The sequence below is a fragment of the Lancefieldella rimae ATCC 49626 genome (genome assembly GCF_000174015.1).
GTDB lineage: Bacteria > Actinomycetota > Coriobacteriia > Coriobacteriales > Atopobiaceae > Lancefieldella > Lancefieldella rimae.
This window is the reverse complement of record NZ_ACFE01000003.1, coordinates 1-16,804: the sequence shown is the minus strand read 5'-3', so window position 1 is coordinate 16,804 and position 16,804 is coordinate 1. Positions and strand designations below refer to the sequence as shown.

General features: G+C 50.9%; 24 protein-coding genes. 23 read left to right on the top strand and 1 reads right to left on the bottom strand.

All coding sequences use genetic code 11. From position 1 onward, the window contains the following. Positions 1-137: 137 nt before the first annotated feature. From rplE to ATORI0001_RS04935, 22 genes are all read left to right on the top strand, one after another. Positions 138-698, top strand: a complete 561-nt coding sequence (rplE, locus tag ATORI0001_RS05040) for a 50S ribosomal protein L5 (RefSeq protein ID WP_003149758.1) — start codon at positions 138-140, stop codon at positions 696-698. A 55-nt stretch (positions 699-753) separates the two neighbouring features. Then, positions 754-939: a type Z 30S ribosomal protein S14 gene (locus ATORI0001_RS05035; RefSeq protein WP_040324589.1), complete on the top strand. Its 186-nt coding sequence runs from the start codon at positions 754-756 to the stop codon at positions 937-939. An 89-nt stretch (positions 940-1,028) separates the two neighbouring features. Further along, positions 1,029-1,427, top strand: a complete 399-nt coding sequence (rpsH, locus tag ATORI0001_RS05030) for a 30S ribosomal protein S8 (RefSeq protein ID WP_003149865.1) — start codon at positions 1,029-1,031, stop codon at positions 1,425-1,427. 27 nt (positions 1,428-1,454) lie between these two features. Continuing rightward, on the top strand, positions 1,455-1,991 hold the full coding sequence (rplF, locus tag ATORI0001_RS05025) for a 50S ribosomal protein L6 (protein WP_003149717.1): 537 nt from the start codon (positions 1,455-1,457) through the stop codon (positions 1,989-1,991). 67 nt (positions 1,992-2,058) lie between these two features. After that, positions 2,059-2,427, top strand: a complete 369-nt coding sequence (gene rplR / locus ATORI0001_RS05020; RefSeq protein ID WP_003149902.1) for a 50S ribosomal protein L18 — start codon at positions 2,059-2,061, stop codon at positions 2,425-2,427. Positions 2,428-2,436: 9 nt separating this feature from the next. Beyond that, positions 2,437-2,958 carry a 30S ribosomal protein S5 gene (gene rpsE / locus ATORI0001_RS05015; RefSeq protein WP_003150118.1) on the top strand — a complete coding sequence of 174 codons (522 nt, stop codon included), beginning with the start codon at positions 2,437-2,439 and terminating at the stop codon, positions 2,956-2,958. 2 nt (positions 2,959-2,960) lie between these two features. Next, positions 2,961-3,146 carry a 50S ribosomal protein L30 gene (gene rpmD, locus ATORI0001_RS05010; protein ID WP_003149921.1) on the top strand — a complete coding sequence of 62 codons (186 nt, stop codon included), beginning with the start codon at positions 2,961-2,963 and terminating at the stop codon, positions 3,144-3,146. Positions 3,147-3,157: 11 nt separating this feature from the next. Next, positions 3,158-3,604 carry a 50S ribosomal protein L15 gene (rplO, locus tag ATORI0001_RS05005; RefSeq protein ID WP_003150092.1) on the top strand — a complete coding sequence of 149 codons (447 nt, stop codon included), beginning with the start codon at positions 3,158-3,160 and terminating at the stop codon, positions 3,602-3,604. Next, positions 3,604-4,884: a preprotein translocase subunit SecY gene (secY, locus tag ATORI0001_RS05000; RefSeq protein ID WP_003150114.1), complete on the top strand. Its 1,281-nt coding sequence runs from the start codon at positions 3,604-3,606 to the stop codon at positions 4,882-4,884. Before rplO ends, secY begins: the two co-directional genes overlap by 1 nt. A gap of 85 nt (positions 4,885-4,969) precedes the next feature. Next, positions 4,970-5,596: an adenylate kinase gene (locus tag ATORI0001_RS04995; protein ID WP_003150068.1), complete on the top strand. Its 627-nt coding sequence runs from the start codon at positions 4,970-4,972 to the stop codon at positions 5,594-5,596. Continuing rightward, a complete protein-coding gene (map, locus tag ATORI0001_RS04990; protein WP_003149786.1) occupies positions 5,593-6,381 on the top strand; it encodes a type I methionyl aminopeptidase in 789 nt (262 codons plus the stop codon). Before ATORI0001_RS04995 ends, map begins: the two co-directional genes overlap by 4 nt. A 119-nt stretch (positions 6,382-6,500) precedes the next feature. Then, on the top strand, positions 6,501-6,719 hold the full coding sequence (infA, locus tag ATORI0001_RS04985) for a translation initiation factor IF-1 (protein ID WP_003149988.1): 219 nt from the start codon (positions 6,501-6,503) through the stop codon (positions 6,717-6,719). 93 nt (positions 6,720-6,812) lie between these two features. Continuing rightward, on the top strand, positions 6,813-6,926 hold the full coding sequence (gene rpmJ, locus ATORI0001_RS04980; RefSeq protein ID WP_002563183.1) for a 50S ribosomal protein L36: 114 nt from the start codon (positions 6,813-6,815) through the stop codon (positions 6,924-6,926). Between the two features lie 15 nt (positions 6,927-6,941). Next, complete coding sequence (gene rpsM, locus ATORI0001_RS04975; protein WP_003149801.1) at positions 6,942-7,310, top strand: 30S ribosomal protein S13; 369 nt, start codon at positions 6,942-6,944, stop codon at positions 7,308-7,310. A gap of 16 nt (positions 7,311-7,326) precedes the next feature. Further along, on the top strand, positions 7,327-7,728 hold the full coding sequence (rpsK, locus tag ATORI0001_RS04970; protein WP_003150023.1) for a 30S ribosomal protein S11: 402 nt from the start codon (positions 7,327-7,329) through the stop codon (positions 7,726-7,728). A 17-nt stretch (positions 7,729-7,745) separates the two neighbouring features. Further along, positions 7,746-8,339 carry a 30S ribosomal protein S4 gene (gene rpsD, locus ATORI0001_RS04965; protein ID WP_003149897.1) on the top strand — a complete coding sequence of 198 codons (594 nt, stop codon included), beginning with the start codon at positions 7,746-7,748 and terminating at the stop codon, positions 8,337-8,339. Between the two features lie 23 nt (positions 8,340-8,362). Beyond that, positions 8,363-9,304 (top strand): DNA-directed RNA polymerase subunit alpha, encoded by a 942-nt coding sequence (locus ATORI0001_RS04960; protein ID WP_003149720.1) that lies wholly within the window; start codon positions 8,363-8,365, stop codon positions 9,302-9,304. Positions 9,305-9,338: 34 nt separating this feature from the next. After that, complete coding sequence (gene rplQ, locus ATORI0001_RS04955; protein ID WP_003150040.1) at positions 9,339-9,887, top strand: 50S ribosomal protein L17; 549 nt, start codon at positions 9,339-9,341, stop codon at positions 9,885-9,887. A 75-nt stretch (positions 9,888-9,962) separates the two neighbouring features. Further along, on the top strand, positions 9,963-11,621 hold the full coding sequence (locus ATORI0001_RS04950; RefSeq protein ID WP_003149868.1) for an ABC transporter ATP-binding protein: 1,659 nt from the start codon (positions 9,963-9,965) through the stop codon (positions 11,619-11,621). Continuing rightward, positions 11,602-12,387: an energy-coupling factor transporter transmembrane component T family protein gene (locus tag ATORI0001_RS04945; RefSeq protein ID WP_003149756.1), complete on the top strand. Its 786-nt coding sequence runs from the start codon at positions 11,602-11,604 to the stop codon at positions 12,385-12,387. Before ATORI0001_RS04950 ends, ATORI0001_RS04945 begins: the two co-directional genes overlap by 20 nt. A 46-nt stretch (positions 12,388-12,433) precedes the next feature. After that, positions 12,434-13,270 carry a tRNA pseudouridine(38-40) synthase TruA gene (truA, locus tag ATORI0001_RS04940; RefSeq protein ID WP_040324606.1) on the top strand — a complete coding sequence of 279 codons (837 nt, stop codon included), beginning with the start codon at positions 12,434-12,436 and terminating at the stop codon, positions 13,268-13,270. 205 nt (positions 13,271-13,475) lie between these two features. Beyond that, positions 13,476-14,240 (top strand): hypothetical protein, encoded by a 765-nt coding sequence (locus ATORI0001_RS04935; protein ID WP_003150048.1) that lies wholly within the window; start codon positions 13,476-13,478, stop codon positions 14,238-14,240. Positions 14,241-14,346: 106 nt separating this feature from the next. On the opposite strand, the gene ATORI0001_RS04930 is transcribed toward ATORI0001_RS04935, so the two are convergent. After that, on the bottom strand, positions 14,347-15,567 hold the full coding sequence (locus ATORI0001_RS04930) for a glycosyltransferase family 2 protein (protein ID WP_003150074.1): 1,221 nt from the start codon (positions 15,565-15,567) through the stop codon (positions 14,347-14,349). Positions 15,568-15,658: 91 nt separating this feature from the next. On the opposite strand from ATORI0001_RS04930, the gene ATORI0001_RS04925 reads away from it, so the two are divergent. Beyond that, positions 15,659-16,648 (top strand): glycosyltransferase, encoded by a 990-nt coding sequence (locus tag ATORI0001_RS04925; RefSeq protein ID WP_003149729.1) that lies wholly within the window; start codon positions 15,659-15,661, stop codon positions 16,646-16,648. Positions 16,649-16,804 lie beyond the last annotated feature (156 nt).

The window sequence follows — 16,804 nt, the reverse complement described above, 5'->3', positions numbered from 1 at the left end:
AGCAATAACAGCTAATATAGTTTGTTGCGTCTTTCTTAGGATAGTTCTGTCGAAAGATGCATATGGCTCCTGGCGTGCCAAACCAGGAGGTGCGAGGCGATCCCCGCACGTAAACCCCCAGGATTTAAGGAGATGCTATGGCAGAAAAGAAGTATGTTCCTCGCCTGAAAGAGGAGTATTACCAGACCGTTCGCGATGCCCTGCAAAAGCAGTTTGGCTATGCCAACGTCAATCAGATTCCAAAGTTTGAGAAGATCGTCGTGAACATGGGCGTTGGTGAAGCGGCAACCGATGCAAAGGCAATTGACGGTGCAGTTTCAGATCTTCGCACCATTACCGGTCAGCAGCCGCTTGTCACTCATGCACGCAAGTCAATCGCTACCTTTAAGCTTCGTCAGGGTATGCCCATTGGTGCAAAAGTTACCCTTCGCGGCGATCGTATGTGGGAGTTCTTGGATCGCCTGATTTCAGTGGCAATCCCTCGTATCCGCGACTTCCGTGGTATTTCTGCTAAGAGCTTTGACGGCCGTGGTAATTTCTCCATGGGCGTAACCGAACAGCTTATCTTCCCCGAGATCGATTTTGACAAAATTGATCATACGCGTGGTATGGATATCACCATTGTTACGACTGCTACGACAGACGAGGAAGGCAAGGCGCTGCTTCAGGCTTTCCATTTCCCGTTCAAGCAGGACTAAGTACGACTATTGGAATCTTCTAGGCATCCGCCTAGTTGCATTTGAAGGAGGATTTGTGGCTAAAACTTCGATGATCGTCAAGGCGTCACGCGAGCCGAAGTACTCTACTCGTGCGCAGAACCGTTGCCAGCGTTGTGGGCGTCCCCACTCCGTATATCGCAAGTTCGGTCTGTGCCGCGTATGCTTCCGCGAGCTGGCGAACAAAGGCGAGCTTCCGGGTGTCCGCAAGGCAAGCTGGTAGGATAGGGAGCTCTGGCGTCAAGGCGTCTGCGCTAAGGGCGCAAACGAACCAGACACGCAGTTTCATCATTAACAAAGGAGAAGGATCACATGAAGATTACCGATCCCATTTCGGACATGCTGACGCGCATTCGTAACGCAAACTCAGCTGGCAAGGAAAGTGTTTCCATGCCTTCGAGCAAAGTGCTCGTTGAGATTGCTCGCGTCATCTCTGAGGAGGGTTATATCGAGGGCTATACGGTAGAAGATACCAAGCCTCAAAAAACGCTCCACATTACGCTTAAATATGGCGAGAAGCGCGCCCGTATCATTCGCGGTATCCGTCGTATTTCCAAGCCTGGTTTGCGCATTTACGCTACTGCTGAGAAGCTCCCCCGTGTTATCGGTGGTCTTGGTACAGCAGTGGTTTCCACGTCTCGTGGCATGATGTGCGACCGCGACGCTCGCAAGGCCGGCGTCGGTGGCGAGGTCATCGCTTACGTTTGGTAAATCTGACAGGAATGAAAGGAGACAGCCGTGTCTCGTATTGGTAAGAAGCCTGTCCAGATTCCAGCTGGAGTCACTGTGACAGTTGATAACACGCACGTAACCGTTAAAGGTTCCAAAGGCGAGCTGAACCGTACGTTCTCTGAGCTTGTAACTATCAAGCAGGAGGGCGAGGAGATTCTCGTTTCTCGCGTAGATGAGTCCTCTGAGTCCAACGCTCAGCAGGGTCTTGTTCGTACCCTCATTCACAATATGGTTATTGGCGTTTCTGAGGGCTTTGAGAAGAAGCTTGAGCTTACCGGCGTTGGATATCGTGCAGCGCTCAAAGGTAAGGATCTTGATTTGTCTCTCGGCTATTCTCATCCTGTGGTCTATGCCGCACCTAATGACATTACGTTTGAGGTTCCCGATAACACTCACATTGTCGTCAAGGGTATTTCCAAAGAGCAGGTTGGCCAGGTGGCGGCAGAGATTCGTATGAAGCGTCCGCCTGAACCATACAAGGGCAAGGGTATTCACTACGAGGGTGAACACATTCGCAGGAAGCTTGGTAAGGCCGCTAAGTAGTGCCGCAGCCTTATGATGTATAAAGACCGTTACCCCGTCAGGTGACGGCAAGGTTTAAGGAGAAGGAATGAAGAAGTTGCAGGCGAAAAAAGCGGGTCTTGCCCGCCGTAAGCGCCGCGTTCGCGCCAAAATCTTTGGTACCGCAGAACGTCCGCGTCTTACCGTGCATCGCACAAATGCAAACATGTATGCTCAGGTTATCGATGATGCTTCCGGCAGAACGCTCTGCTCCGCTTCAACGCTTGACGCTGAGTTCCGCGCAAAGGGCGCTGTTGGCTCCAACAAAGAGGCAGCAGAGTTTGTAGGGGAGCTCATCGGTAAGCGCGCTATCGAGAAGGGCGTCACCGAGGTCACATTTGATCGCGGTGGCCGCATCTATCACGGTCGCGTTAAAGCTTTGGCAGACGGTGCCCGCAACGCGGGCCTGAAGTTCTAGGAGGATTCAATGGCACGAGATCGTAAGCGCCAGCAGGATACGGATCTTCAGGAGCGCGTCGTTTATATTCACCGCGTTTCTAAGACCGTTAAAGGTGGTCGTCGCATGTCTTTGGTGGCCCTTGTGGTCGTCGGCGACGGTAAAGGTAATGTCGGTATTGGTCAGGGTCGCTCGGCCGAGGTACCTCTCGCCATTCAAAAGGGCGTTGAGGATGCCAAGAGGAACATGTTTAAGGTTCCGCTTACCGAGTCCGGATCCGTTCCTCACGAGGTGCTTGGTCACTTCGGAGCGGGTTCCGTTTTGATTAAGCCGGCATTTGAAGGTACCGGTGTTATTGCCGGTGGCCCTATCCGTCCACTTTTCGAACTTGCTGGTATCACCAACGTACTTTCTAAGTCTTTGGGCACAAGCAATGCCCTTAACATCATCAAGGCAGCAGCTGAAGGCCTCAAACAGCTTTCAAGCCCTGTACAGGCTGCTGAGCGTCGTGGCATTACCACCCGCGAGATGTTCGTCGGGAAGGAGAACTAACGATGGCTAAGAGCCTAACCATCAAGCTTGTCCGAGGCGCACATGCAGGCGTCAAAAAGGACCAGACGGCTACGGTGAAGGCCCTCGGTCTTCACAAGATCGGTAGCACCGTTGAACAGCCTGATAATCCAAGCATTCGTGGAATGATCTTCAAGGTTAAGCACCTTGTCGAGGTTGAAGAGAACTAGAGGTAAGTAACATGCAGCTCAAAGATCTTCGCCCCGCTGAGGGCTCGCGCAAAAATCGTAAGCGCATTGGCCGCGGTGACGGTTCTGGCAAGGGTACTTTTGCCGGCCGTGGCATGAACGGTCAGCTCTCTCGCTCCGGTGGCGGAAAGGGTGCAGGTTTCGAGGGTGGTCAGCAGCCGTTGGCTATGCGTCTCCCGAAGCTCCCCGGTTTTACCAGTCATAATCGTTGCGAGTACGCTCCCGTGAACGTTTCTCGTCTTGATGCCCTTTTTGCTGACGGTGACACTGTTGATGCAGATGCACTTGTCGCTAAGGGTGTTATTAAGCACAACTATATTCCCGTTAAAGTCCTTGGTACCGGCGAGCTTTCAAAGAAGCTTACCGTCAAGGTCGACAAGGTCTCTGCTGCTGCAAAGGCTAAAATTGAAGCGGCAGGCGGAAAGGTTGAGGAAGAGTAGTGTTTAAGGGAATTGCCAACGCGTTTCGTGTTACGGAGCTGAGGAATAAAATCCTCCTGACGATACTGATTCTTCTTCTGTATCGTTTTGGTGCCCGTCTCCCGGTGCCGGGAGCTCCGTTCCAAGACATGCTTGCTCACTACCAGAATGGTCTTGCTTCCAATGGTGCTATGGCGGTGCTGAACCTGTTTTCAGGTGGCGCTCTTTCGCATATGTCCGTTTTTAGCCTTGGAATTATGCCTTACATTACGGCGCAGATTATTCTTCAGATGATGCAGTCGGTTATCCCATCTTTGGGAGAGCTTGCAAAAGATGGCGAGAGTGGCCAGCGTAAGATTACGCAGTATACGCGCTATCTTACCGTTGCCCTTGCCCTTTTGAATGCCGTTGGCTATCTCTTTATGTTTAAGAGCTATGGTGTGTCATTTGCTAACATGGGAGGCGTTCCTGAGGCACTTGAGAACATTCTCGTAGTCTTTACCATGCTTGTTGGCGCCATTATTATCATGTGGCTTGGTGAGGTTATTACCCAGCGTGGCGTCGGTAATGGTATGTCTCTTATTATCTTTACCAACATCATGGCAGGACTTCCTGCGGCTCTGGTTTCCTCGATTACTACGCGCGGTAACGTGATTCTTACGGTAGCAACCATTGTTATTATGTTGCTCATCGTTCCTATCATTGTTTATGTTGAGCGTGGTCAGCGTCGTATTTCCATTACATATGCCAAGCGTGTGGTTGGCCGCAAGCTGATGGGTGGGCAGTCAACATATCTGCCCATCAAGGTCAACACGGCAGGTGTCGTTCCTATCATTTTTGCATCGGCTATCCTGTATCTGCCTGCGCAGATTGCCATTTTCTTCCCCAATGTGGGATGGGTGCAGTCCTTTGCGTCGGCTCTTTCTAAAGGATGGGTCAACTGGGCTTTGTCGGTTCTGTTTATTGTTTTCTTTGCGTATTTCTATACTTCCATGGTATTTAATCCAGAGGAGACCGCAGATCAGCTGAAAAAGCAGGGTGGATTTATTCCCGGTGTCAGACCAGGTGCGGCTACTGCGAACTATATCAAGTCTGTTATTGACAAGGTAACTCTTCCGGGAGCAATCTTTATGGCAGTGCTTGCAGTGGTTCCTTCCATTATCTTTTGGTTTACGGGAGACCCTTTGATACAAGCGTTTGGTGGAACGTCGGTCTTAATTATGGTTGGCGTGGCCATGGATACGCTCGCATCCATTGAGAGTCACCTAAAGATGCATAATTATGAGGGCTTCTTTAAGTAAGTCAAAAAGTAAAACGAAAGAGGCCCGGTAACGGGCCTCTTATTTTAAGAAAGTAAGAACTTGTGGGAGAAGAAAGGATGCGTGTATGAATATCGTACTTCTTGGTGCCCCGGGTGCCGGAAAGGGAACGCAGGCTCAGCGTCTTGTTGCTGATTTTGGTCTGGCTCATATTTCCACCGGTGATCTGCTTCGAGCCGCGGTAAAAGCTCAATCTCCTTTGGGCGTTGAGGCGAAAAAGTATATGGACGCAGGTCAACTTGTTCCTGACCAGCTGGTAATAGACCTTGTAAAGGAACGCCTTGGTGCAGACGATGCACAAAAGGGTTTCATTTTGGACGGATTCCCGCGCAATACCGCTCAAGCGGTCACCCTTGATTCAGAGCTTTCCCAAATGGGACTTTCTCTGGATGCGGCGCTTCTCGTTTCAGTGAAGCCCGAAGTCATTATCGAGCGTTTGAGCTCACGTCGTACCTGCAGGTCATGTGGGTATACTGCCCCCGCCGGCACTGATACCTGTCCAAATTGCGGCGGAGAGATGTATCAGCGCGATGACGACAAGCCGGAAACGATTAAAAATCGCCTGGATGTCTACGAGAACCAGACAAGTCCGCTCATTGAGTATTACAAAGGCCACGGCATTTTAAAGGAGGTTGACGGAGACCGTGACGTTACCGCAGTATATGCCGACGTCAAGAAGCTCCTCTCCCTATGATTAACATTAAAACTCCGCAAGAGATTGAAGAAATGAAGGCCGCAGGAGCACTCTCTAAGGCTGCTCTTCGCCGTGCCGGTCAAATGATTAAGCCGGGTGTTACCACACTTGAGATTGATCAGTCGCTTGAAGCCTTTATTCGCCTTCACGGCGCCGTGCCGACATTTAAGGGATATGGCGGATTTCCCGGTACCGTTTGCGCATCCGTTAATGAGCAAATCGTTCACGGCATTCCTTCAAATGCCGTTGTGTTGCAAGAAGGCGACGTCATTTCCATTGATACGGGTGCCACACTGAATGGTTGGGTCGGAGACAATGCGTGGACCTTCTATGTCGGTGAAGTTGACGAGAAGACCAAAGCGCTCTGTGAGGTAACGCGCGATTGCCTGAAGGCCGGTATTGAAGCCGCCGTTCCCGGCAATCACTTAGGTGACATCGGTGCTGCGGTTCAAGAGCTTGCCGAATCTCACGGGTATGGAGTGGTTCGAGATTTTGTGGGTCATGGTGTCGGTCACGTGATGCACGAAGATCCTGAAGTGAGAAACTACGGAAAGCGCGGTCGAGGAGTCAAACTTCAAGAAGGTATGGTTATTGCCATTGAACCAATGATTACCATGGGTACCTATGAGTGCTCGGTTCTTGAAAACGGCTGGACGGTTGTTACCGACGACGGCCTTCCCGCCGCTCACTATGAGAATACCATTGCCATTACTGCGGATGGACCTGTTATTTTAACGGCTGACTCTGAAGGACCATGGTGTTCCATGCAGGGTGGAGAAGCATAAAAATACACGGCTCTTCTCGGTAATCAAAAAACATATATGTTCTTCTTATTTTTATTGGACGAGAAGAACATATTTTGGTATGATTCCATGTTGCTGTCATTGTGTCGAGAGGATAAACATTGAGCAAACAAGACGCTATTGAACTGGAAGGTAAGGTATTGGAACCCCTGCCAAATGCCATGTTTAACGTTGAGCTCGAGAATGGTAAAACCATCCTTTGCACAATCTCCGGCAAGATTCGGATGAATTACATCCGTATCCTCCCTGGTGATAAGGTTGTCGTAGAGATTTCTCCCTATGATTTAACCAGGGGACGCATTACGTATCGCTATAAATAGTGATACGTGCCCTATCCAAGATACGTTTGTATTTCACGCCTGCGGCTGGGCGAGTATATATAGTTCGTGTCAGCAGAACCGAAAGGAACACAAATGAAGGTACGTCCTTCGGTAAAGAAGATGTGCGACAAGTGCAAAGTCATCCGTCGCCACGGTAAGGTTTACGTGATTTGCGAGAACCCGCGCCATAAGCAGCGTCAGGGCTAAGGAAGGAGCACCAAGTTGGCCCGTATTAACGGCGTCGACCTGCCACGCGATAAGCGCGTTGAGGTCGGACTCACCTATCTTTACGGCATTGGTCAGACTCGCGCAACCAAGATTTGCGCCGAGACTGGTGTCAATGTTGATACACGAGTCAAGGATCTGACCGAAGATGAGGTCACCAAGATTCGTGATTATATCGATGCAAACTACACCACAGAAGGCGATCTTCGTCGTGAAGTGCGTCAAAATACCGCCCGTCTGATGGAGATTGGCTGCTATCGTGGCCTTCGTCATCGTAAGGGTCTCCCTGTCCACGGTCAGCGTACCCACACCAACGCCCGTACCCGTAAGGGTAAGAAGCGTCAAGTGGGCGGCAAGAAGAAGTAGGCAGGAGTAAAAGTACATGGTACAGAAGAAAAACGCTCGCACTACACACATTCGTCGTTCTGAGCGCAAAAACATCGCTGTGGGACAAGCCCACATCAAGAGCACGTTCAATAACACGATCGTGTCCATTTCTGACCCTCAGGGTAATGTTATTTCCTGGCAGTCCGGTGGTACCGTCGGCTTTAAGGGCTCTCGTAAGTCCACGCCGTTTGCGGCTCAGCTTGCAGCTGAGGCTGCTGCAAAGGCAGCTATGGAGCATGGCCTCCACAAAGTTGCTGTCTTTGTTAAAGGTCCCGGTTCCGGCCGTGAGACCGCCATCCGTTCTCTCCAGGCCGCAGGCCTTGAGGTTTCGGGTATTCAGGATAAGACCCCTATTGCACACAACGGCTGCCGTCCTAAAAAGCGCCGTCGCAACTAGCCACGAAAGGACAAGCAATGGCAATTGATAGGACCCCGGTCCTTAAAAGATGCCGCCAGCTTGGCATCGATCCCATCGTGATGGGCATCAATAAGGAATCTCACCGTGAGCCACGTCGTCGTCGCCGTCAGGAGAGCGAGTACGGCATGCAGCTCCGCGAGAAGCAGAAGGCCAAGTTTATTTACGGCGTCCTTGAGAACCAGTTCCATGGATATTATGAACTTGCAAAGAAGAACCCCGGCATTACCGGTGACAATCTGATGAGTATTCTTGAGACTCGTCTTGATAATGTTGTCTTCCGTCTTGGCTTTGCTCGTACTCGTAAAGAAGCACGTCAGACAGTTCGACATGGACACATTACGGTAAATGGTCAGCGCGTTGACATTCCCTCCTATAGAATCAAAAAGGGTGATGTTATTGCGGTTTCCTCAAAGGCAAAAGATCTTCTCCCCATTAAGGAGTCACTGATTGCATCCGAACATACAGCGGTTCCTGCATGGATTGAGCTTGATCTCGATAAGCTCCAGGGTACAGTACTTGAGCTTCCTAACCGTGATCAGATTGACCTCGACATCGACGCTCAGCTGATTGTCGAGCTTTACTCTAAGTAAGCCGACACCGTTTGGAGGTAGCAATGTCCGAATTTATCCGACCGAGCGTGTCGGTAGAGGAGATTGGCGCAAACGCCGCACGTGTAAGTGCTGAGCCACTTGAGCGTGGATATGGCGATACGTTAGGCAACTCACTTCGTCGTGTGCTGCTCTCTTCGCTGGAAGGTTCTGCAGTCGAGGCAATTCAAATTGACGGTGTCCAGCATGAGTTCACAACGGTTGATGGCGTATATGAAGACGTCACCGATATCGTTTTGAATGTTAAGTGCTTGGTCTTCCGCTCACTTGAAGATATTGATGAGGCAGAAGCTTCTATTACGGTTGACGGGCCGAAGGTCGTTACCGGTGCAGATATCGATGTACCAACAGGTTTTGAGCTGGTTAACCCAGAGCAGCATATTTGCACGCTTTCCGATGGAGCTCATCTTGCCATGAGGCTTCGTATCGGTAAGGGTCGTGGATACGTATCCGGTGAAGATAATGAGCGCGATGATGATCCCATTGGTTTTATCAGTGTTGACTCTATCTTCTCACCAGTTCGTCGCTGCGCCAAAGCAGTTGAGCCGTGCCGTGTTGGTCGTCACACTGACTATGACCGTTTGGTTTTGGAAGTTGAGACCAATGGCGCCATCAGTCCTCGTGAGGCAGTTGTTGAGGCAGCAAACATCATCAATCAGCACATGGGTGCATTTATGGGTTTGTCTGAGGTCGATGAGTCTCTTGAGGAAACTTCGATTTTTGCAAGTGAAGATGTTCAGGATGACAGCGAACTTGATAAGCAGGTTGAGGATTTGGATCTTTCCGTCCGTTCATACAACTGCCTCAAGCGCGCAGGCATTCACTCGGTGCGTCAGCTCGTTGATTTTTCTGAGAACGATCTTCTTAATATCAGGAATTTTGGCGTTAAGTCCATCGAAGAAGTTAAAGAAAAGCTTGAGGCTATGGGCCTATCCCTTAAGGCTTAACCCACGCCGCTTATACGCATAGGAGAAGCTCATTATGAGGCATAACAAAAAGAAGGGCATGAAACTGGGCACTGATGCCAGCCACACCAAGGCAATGAAGAAGAGCCTGGTTCAAGCCCTGTTCCAAAATGATCGTATCAAGACGATTGAGTCACGTGCAAAGGCCATCCGTCCGGAGGTCGATCGCGTTATCACGTGGGCAAAGCGTGGTGACCTTCATGCTCGTCGTCTTGCCATCGCTAAGGTTGGCGATGCCGAGCTCGTCCGTGAGATCTTTGACAAGGTTGCACAGGGCATGTGGGCAGATCGCCAGGGTGGATATACTCGCATCCTAAAGCTTGGTCCCCGCAAGGGTGATGCAGCTGAGATTGTTATTATCGAGCTCGTTACCGAGCCCGTTAAGAAAAAGGCAGAGCCCAAGAAAGCTAAGGCCAAGGCAACCAAGGTTGCTCCGGTAAAAGCAGAGAAGGAAGAGGCCGCTCCCGCTCAGGAAGCTCAGGCCAAAGAGACTGCTGAGGCTGAGGTTCAGGCCGAGGAGGAGCAGACCGATACTGCGGCAGAAACCGAGAAGGCTGCTGAGTAAGGTTATACGGCAACGTTATTACAGAGGCCCTGGCGTATGCTGGGGCCTTTGTGCTATTGAGTGGAGGAGGTGTTTATGATATCGGTAACTCACGTGAGTTTTTCTTACCCACATGCCCCGTCCGTTTTTGAGGACGTGTCGATGGAGCTTTCTGCCGGTGAGCGCGTGGTACTTCTTGGCTCTAATGGTTCCGGAAAGACGACTCTTGCACGCCTTATGAACGGATCTCTTGTGCCGACAGACGGGGAGGTATGTGTTGACGGTACGAATACGGCGGATGTTTCGTCAACACATAGTTCCTTACAGGTTGGTTTGATTCGCCAGGATCCTGCAAACCAGCTGATAAGCGCCTCTGTTTTTGAAGAAGCAGCTTTTGGTCCCTCTCATTTAGGACTTTCTCAGCCGGAGGTTTTGGCGCGTGCGGAAAAATCCCTTGAGCTTTGTGGCATTGCATACCTGCGTGATCGCACAACATATGAGCTCTCTGGTGGTCAGCAACAGCTTCTTGCGTTTGCTGCAACACTTGCGCTTTCTCCCCACTATCTCGTTCTTGATGAAGTATATGTGCAGCTCGATGCAAGAACACGAACAAAGATTCGCTCGCTTGTGACCTCTCTTGTTTCGGCGGGTCTTGGGGTGCTGGAGCTCTCACATTCGGTAGAGTCTTTGTTTGGTGCGTCGCGGGTGTTGTGGCTTCATGACGGGCGGATTGCATGGAGCGGCTCTCCAAATGATTTTCTCCAAGATGCTTCCCGTGCAGCCGCAGCGGGCCTTATGCATACCGGATATACGCGCGTCCTACAAAAGGCCGTGGCACGGGGATTTGATTTGTCGGCTGCACGCGACATGAAAGCTCTTGGGCGATATCTACGCAAGAAGGGGCTTCAAGATGAAGCAAAAAGCCTTCTTTTGGAGAGAAGTTCTTCTTGTGGACGTTTATCTCATGCTCGGCTTAATTGCGATGTCGATTCAGATGCGTGTCTCAATGCGCACACTCTTGCGCTGCGCGGAGCATCTTTGACTTTTGAGACAACGCGTGCGCTTGACAAGGTATCTTTGGAGTCAAAAGGTGAATTAGTCCTTTTGACCGGCCGTTCTGGATCGGGCAAAACAACGGCTGCTCGCGTGCTTGCAGGAGTTCTTGAGGCGGATGAAGGTAAGGCGGTCTTTGATGGAGCACGGGTATCTGTGGGCTCCGTCGGCTTGGCATTTCAAAATCCCGAAAATCAAGTCTTTGCGGATACCGTTTTTGACGACATTGCCTATGGTCCTCGGGTACGAGGCTTTTCGGCTTCTTCGCTTAAAAACTCTGTTCATAGAGCTGCTCATGAGGTAGATGTAGATTCTGAGATTCTCAAACGTTCCCCGTTTGAACTTTCGGGGGGCCAGCTTCGCCGTGTGGCACTCGCCGGTCTTGTGGCGTGTCACTTTGATGCGCTGGTATTAGACGAACCGACGGCGGGGCTTGACGGAGCTTCTCGGCAGCTTATACGAAACATGGTAAGAACGTATGCAGATCACGGCGTGCCAGCGATAGTTATTACCCATGACGTAGGGGAGTGGCTTGAGGTGTGTGATCGCGTGGCGTTTATGGCAGGCGGAAAAATCGTTGGTACCTATTGCGCGCAACAGGCTCAATTCCAGGAGGATATCTACGAAAAAGCAGATCTTGAAGCACCGCCTGAGGTACAACTTTTGATGCAGTTGAGAGGCGGTGAGGATTTTGACCGATAGTATCGGCGCGTATCGGAGTGCAAAAACGCCACTTCACCGGTATGATCCGCGTTTGAAGATTGCGCTTTTGTGTGTGTGCATAACGGGATCGTTTATTGCGCACGCGCCTTTTGGAATTTTTGGTATGGGTGTATTGCTTGCGGGGATGCTTGTAATGTCCAAGGCCTCGCCGCTCAAGGCGGTGTATTCGCTTAAGCCAATGGTCGTTGTTCTCGCGTTCTCCCTTATAGCCAATACCGTGGTTTTATTTGGTACTTCCGATGTGCACTTTGGTATTTTGGGGCTTTCCGGTACAGGGGCGCTTCGGGGACTTTGGGCAGTGATGCGTATTTCATTGGCGCTTGGTTTTGTGTTGGTGTTTTCAGCGACAACGTCTCCCGTGCAGATAACCGAGGCACTTGCGTTCTTTTTACGTCCTTTTGCCGCAGTTGGCTTGGACGTTGACGCTCTTAGTTTGATGACCTCTATTGCGCTTAGGTTTATCCCTTTAACGCTTGAAGAGGTGGATCGAATTCGTACAGCACAGCGTATTCGCGCCGGCGTTTGTGAAAAAGAGACGCGTATCGAAAAAGTTCGCTCATGGTTTTCGGTACTGGTTCCCGTGGTAGTTTCTCTCTTTCGCCGCTCTGAAGAACTTGCCCGCACGCTTTCTGATCGCGGATTCGGTACGCATGCTAAGACGAGCTTGCTTGTACGTCCGAGTGGGTATATGTGGGCGGTTGCGGTCATTGTGACGATTTTTGTTCTTGTCTGTATGATGGTGTAGCACTGTTTTTAACGGAAGAAGTGCAAAGGAGGTTGCTTTGGAAAACATGCCACAAACGGTACATGCACACGACGCTGTTTTGCCTGCCGCAACGCTTGTCATAAAGCTTGGCTATCGAGGCGCGGCGTTTTCCGGTTTTGCCGAACAACCAAAGCAACGCACGGTTGCGGGAGATTTAAAGCAGGCACTTACAACCGTGCTTCGACGCCCGGTTGAACTTACCTGTGCAGGGAGAACCGATGCGGGTGTGTCGGCGCTTGCTCAGTACGTAAGTGTTCCCGTTGATGCGCATGAGGAAAAGATTCCCAAAAGGCAGCTGTTGCGCTCGCTTACCGCATTGACTGATGACGATATTTCCATTCAAGAGATATACAAGGCACAGTCGGGCTTCTCGGCCCGTTTTGATGCTCTTGCGCGAAGCTATCGTTATCGTATTTCCGCAGGTTTAAGGCCTGTTTTGGCATGGGATCACGCATGGTGGTATAACGGTGCCCTGGATGTTGCGGCCATGAATGAAGCCGCCCAGATATTTGTGGGTGAGCATGATTTTAAAAGTTTCTGTAAAGCTCTTTCCGCAGTCGATAAGCCAACGCACAGATATGTTGAGTCCATACAGGTGGCAGAGATACAAGAGGCCGGCGAGAAGCTCATTGCCATTGATATTGTCGGCAATGCGTTTTTACATACCATGGTCAGAACCATGGTTGGCACGCTGGTTGAAGTGGGTCGTGGACATCGCGCAACTAATTGGACGCGCGAAGTGCTTCTCGCATGCGACAGGAAAAAAGCCGGGCCAACAGCGCCTGCGAAGGGGTTGGTTTTTACCGGCGTTTTGTATCCCGACGGAGCTTTGAGTTCGTGGCCGGAGACTGAGGATCTCTAAAAGAGCATGTAAAAATAGATTTGCTCTACAGCAACGGATATGCGTGTCATGGAGGAATATGCGAGAGATATCTGTGTGAGACGTAAATAACGAGCCGCTCACCGCTTTGTTTCTACCACTCACGCAATCACACGTTTCATTGATTTTGACTTGCCTTCAGAATAAAAGAGAAGAGAGTACACATTACATCGGGGTAGGAGCCTTCATGTTGAGGCAGCGCGAGAAATTCGAACGTATTGATGTTCCTCGTGATAACAATCCGTATCGAAACATTATCGGGGCGGGTGTGGTTGTCGCCGTCTGTATTGTGGTTACCCTCGTATGCGTCACGCTTTGGAACCGTGTGCAACTTGAGTCTCACCTGGGAGACCATGGGCTTAATTCGGCTCTCGCACAGCAGAAGGTTTCCTCGGATGAAGTGGCGGGGTATACGCGCTCACAAGATGAATTTACCAGCGTACTTCTTCTGACAACCGATAAGCTTCGAGGAGAAGGCTGCAAACTTCAGGCGGCATCGCTTTTGGTACTCAATAAGAGCGCCGGAACCGGAACTCTTGTAAAGCTACCTCTTAATACGGCCGTTACGGACACCATGGATGCAGAGAATGCGACTACGACCTTGGAGGCCCTTTTTGAAAAGGGAGGCGCCGAGGCGTGTATCGCACCTTTGGCAGCTGCTTCAAATATCAAAATGACCCACGTCATTGTGGCAACGCAGGAGAGCTGGGATGAAATAGCCGGTCTTTCCGGATCCGGTGCGCAAGCGCTTATCAACAATTCAGGAAAGCTCCTCTCCACCCTTTATACCGACATGAAACCAGATGAGCTTTTGGAACTCGCGGAGATTGTGCAGCCCATTGGTGTTTCAAATCTGAATCGGCTTGAAGTTGAAGCTTCGGATGACGAGGCGGGAACAACGCTTGACCAAACGAGTCTCGGACAGGGCGTCGGCCTTCTGGTGAGTCAGTGACGGGTATTTGTCGTATGGGTATTTGATGCGCTTTTAGGCGGTCAGACTCCGCTCGGCTTGACCAGTCTGTCCAGTCTGTCTATCCAGTCTGCCCATACTATGCGGCCTAGCTCTTCTTGTGCCGGTTATACGTGGCTCGCAAATCCTGTTTTTCTGCCTTCGTTTTCTTGCGGTCTTTGAGAGAGTTAAACACAAAGGGCAGTCCTGCCGTCGCGATTCGATAAAAGCCTTCTCGAGCGAGATATGCAAGACGCGCCGCCATGTGTTTTTTTGGAAGAGGAAGCTCTTGCATTCCCGCTACCAAGGCTTTGCCGTCATAGTTGATTCTCGCATCTGAAAATACAAGCTCGGCGTCCATGCGACGCAAACTCTTGGCAAGAAGAGTGTGTACCCGGATGTCGGTTTTATCAGAGAGGCCCGCTCGTGCACGTGCGAGAAGAGCATCTCTGGTGAGAAGCGCATAGGTAATGCCGCGAAGCGTCAGTGCCCGTTGGATGTCTTTGTTCGTAACATGAAGGCGGTCTGCTTCATCCATCATGTCGTTCCATCGCTCAAGAGGGGTGAGCGGTGAGCGCTCCGCAAACGCGCGTGCCTCGGCGATACCGTCTTCGCGATAGCAATACCCAGCCTGGTCAACATAGGCAAGGCGCGCTCCTGCGCAATGAGATGCCACAAGAAATGGATTGTCTGCCCAGCCAGCACCGGGAACCTCTTTGAAGTGAATTCCGTGTTCAAGCAGGAACTCGCGGCGATAGATTGCAGCCCAAATAGAGGGATGATGGAGGAGAAGCTCGATGCCTTTTTCAATAGAGAACGGCTGGTGGGAAGGTTTGACGCGACCCTTATAGGCGCACGGTATGCGCTGGGCAGGCAGGGACGAGCGTTGCGCATGAGAAGCACTTGCGATGTGCCCGCCCTTCTCGCCGTCAAAAACTCGCCAGTATGCGGAGCGTACGATATCGACGCATGCGTTGCCGCCGAGGGCATCAGCTTTTGCAAGAAGCATTTCGTAGGTATTTGGTTCAAGATAATCGTCCGGCTCAACAATGGAAATCCAATCACCGTGAGCCTCGGCAAGCCCAAGGTTACATGCGGCACCATAGCCTGCGTTACTCTTGTCAACTATAGTGATTCTTTCATCCTGAGATGCGTGAGCCTCAAGAATAGCCAAAGAACCGTCCGTGGATCCATCGTTGACGCAAATGATTTCAAGGTTGGCATACGTTTGCGCCTGCACGCTGGCAAGGCATTGTGCGAGGTACTTCTCGACATTGTATATGGGAATAATGACGGAAATAAGATGAGCGCTTGTATTGGAATTACTCATGCGGACTCCTTTTTGTAGCTGTTCTATACTATACCGAGAGGCGTTCGCATACAAACGCATCTGTAACATAAATTCGTCTTTTCGGGGGATTATGGACCGTCCTGCTCTTGTCATAGTGACATATAAACGTCAAGAACTGCTTACCAACCTGCTGAAATCCATTGTGAATCTTACGCGCGCGCCGTGGAGGATCGTTGTCGTTGACAATGAGAACTCCCGTCTTACGTCCGATATCGTCAAGCGATTTGCAGCAAAGGTTCAAAAGAAGTGGGGAGATACCACCGACGATCCGGATACACAAGGCGGCATTTCTCGTGTTGTGTATGTCCCGATGTCCGAAAACACCGGCGGTTCCGGAGGTTTCTCTGAGGGCGTCCGCGTGGCATATGAGCTTGGGGCCGAGTGGTTTTGGGTCATGGATGATGACGTAGCGGTTTTGCCCGAGGGGCTTGAGCGTCTTGACAAGTGGTGTAAGAAGGCCGAGGTCATCCAAGGTCAACGCTTCGATGTTGATGGTTCGCCGTTTTTCTGGCAGTATCGCTTTAGCACGTCAATGGGTATTTACAATCCGCTTGCAAAGGCCGGCTTTGACGGAGTGGCGTATCGGGCGTGTAATGTCATGTGCTTTGAAGGAGCCCTTTTCTGCCGCTCGATTGTAGAGCGGATCGGTCTGCCTGATCCACGCTTCTTTATTTACTGGGATGATGCTTTGTACGGATATCTGGCGAGCAAGGTAACGCAACCGATTTTTGTTCCCGACTTTGTGCTGCGTCGGTGTCGAGAAGTACCTGGACAAGGTATCGGTTCGGTGAGACAGCTAAATTCTACGTCCGATATGACGCGCTATTACATTACGCGCAATCGGGGCTATATGGCTCGCTATTTCCAAGAACACGGCGATTATCATTGTATTTTGTTTGGTTTGGGGACATTTCTGACATTTGCAAAAGAGCTCATACGCATCGCGCTCGTTGATCGCGCGCATGTTCGCTCCGGTTGGGCGAGGCTCTATAAGGGCTGGCGAGATGCGCGGAGTATTTATCGAGATTCCACGTGGGAGCCCATGAAACCGCTTGGGTAGGTTTTGAATTCCTGCAAGTTTGCGCTTCTCTTGCAGCAGGTCTTCTCGCCGCTTGTGAGATTGTGCGCAACGAAGCGTAAACACCCAACCCACCCAAACTCCACCCAACACACCCTCTCGAGCCTCATTCACCCACCCCTCCAACCCCACCCGAAA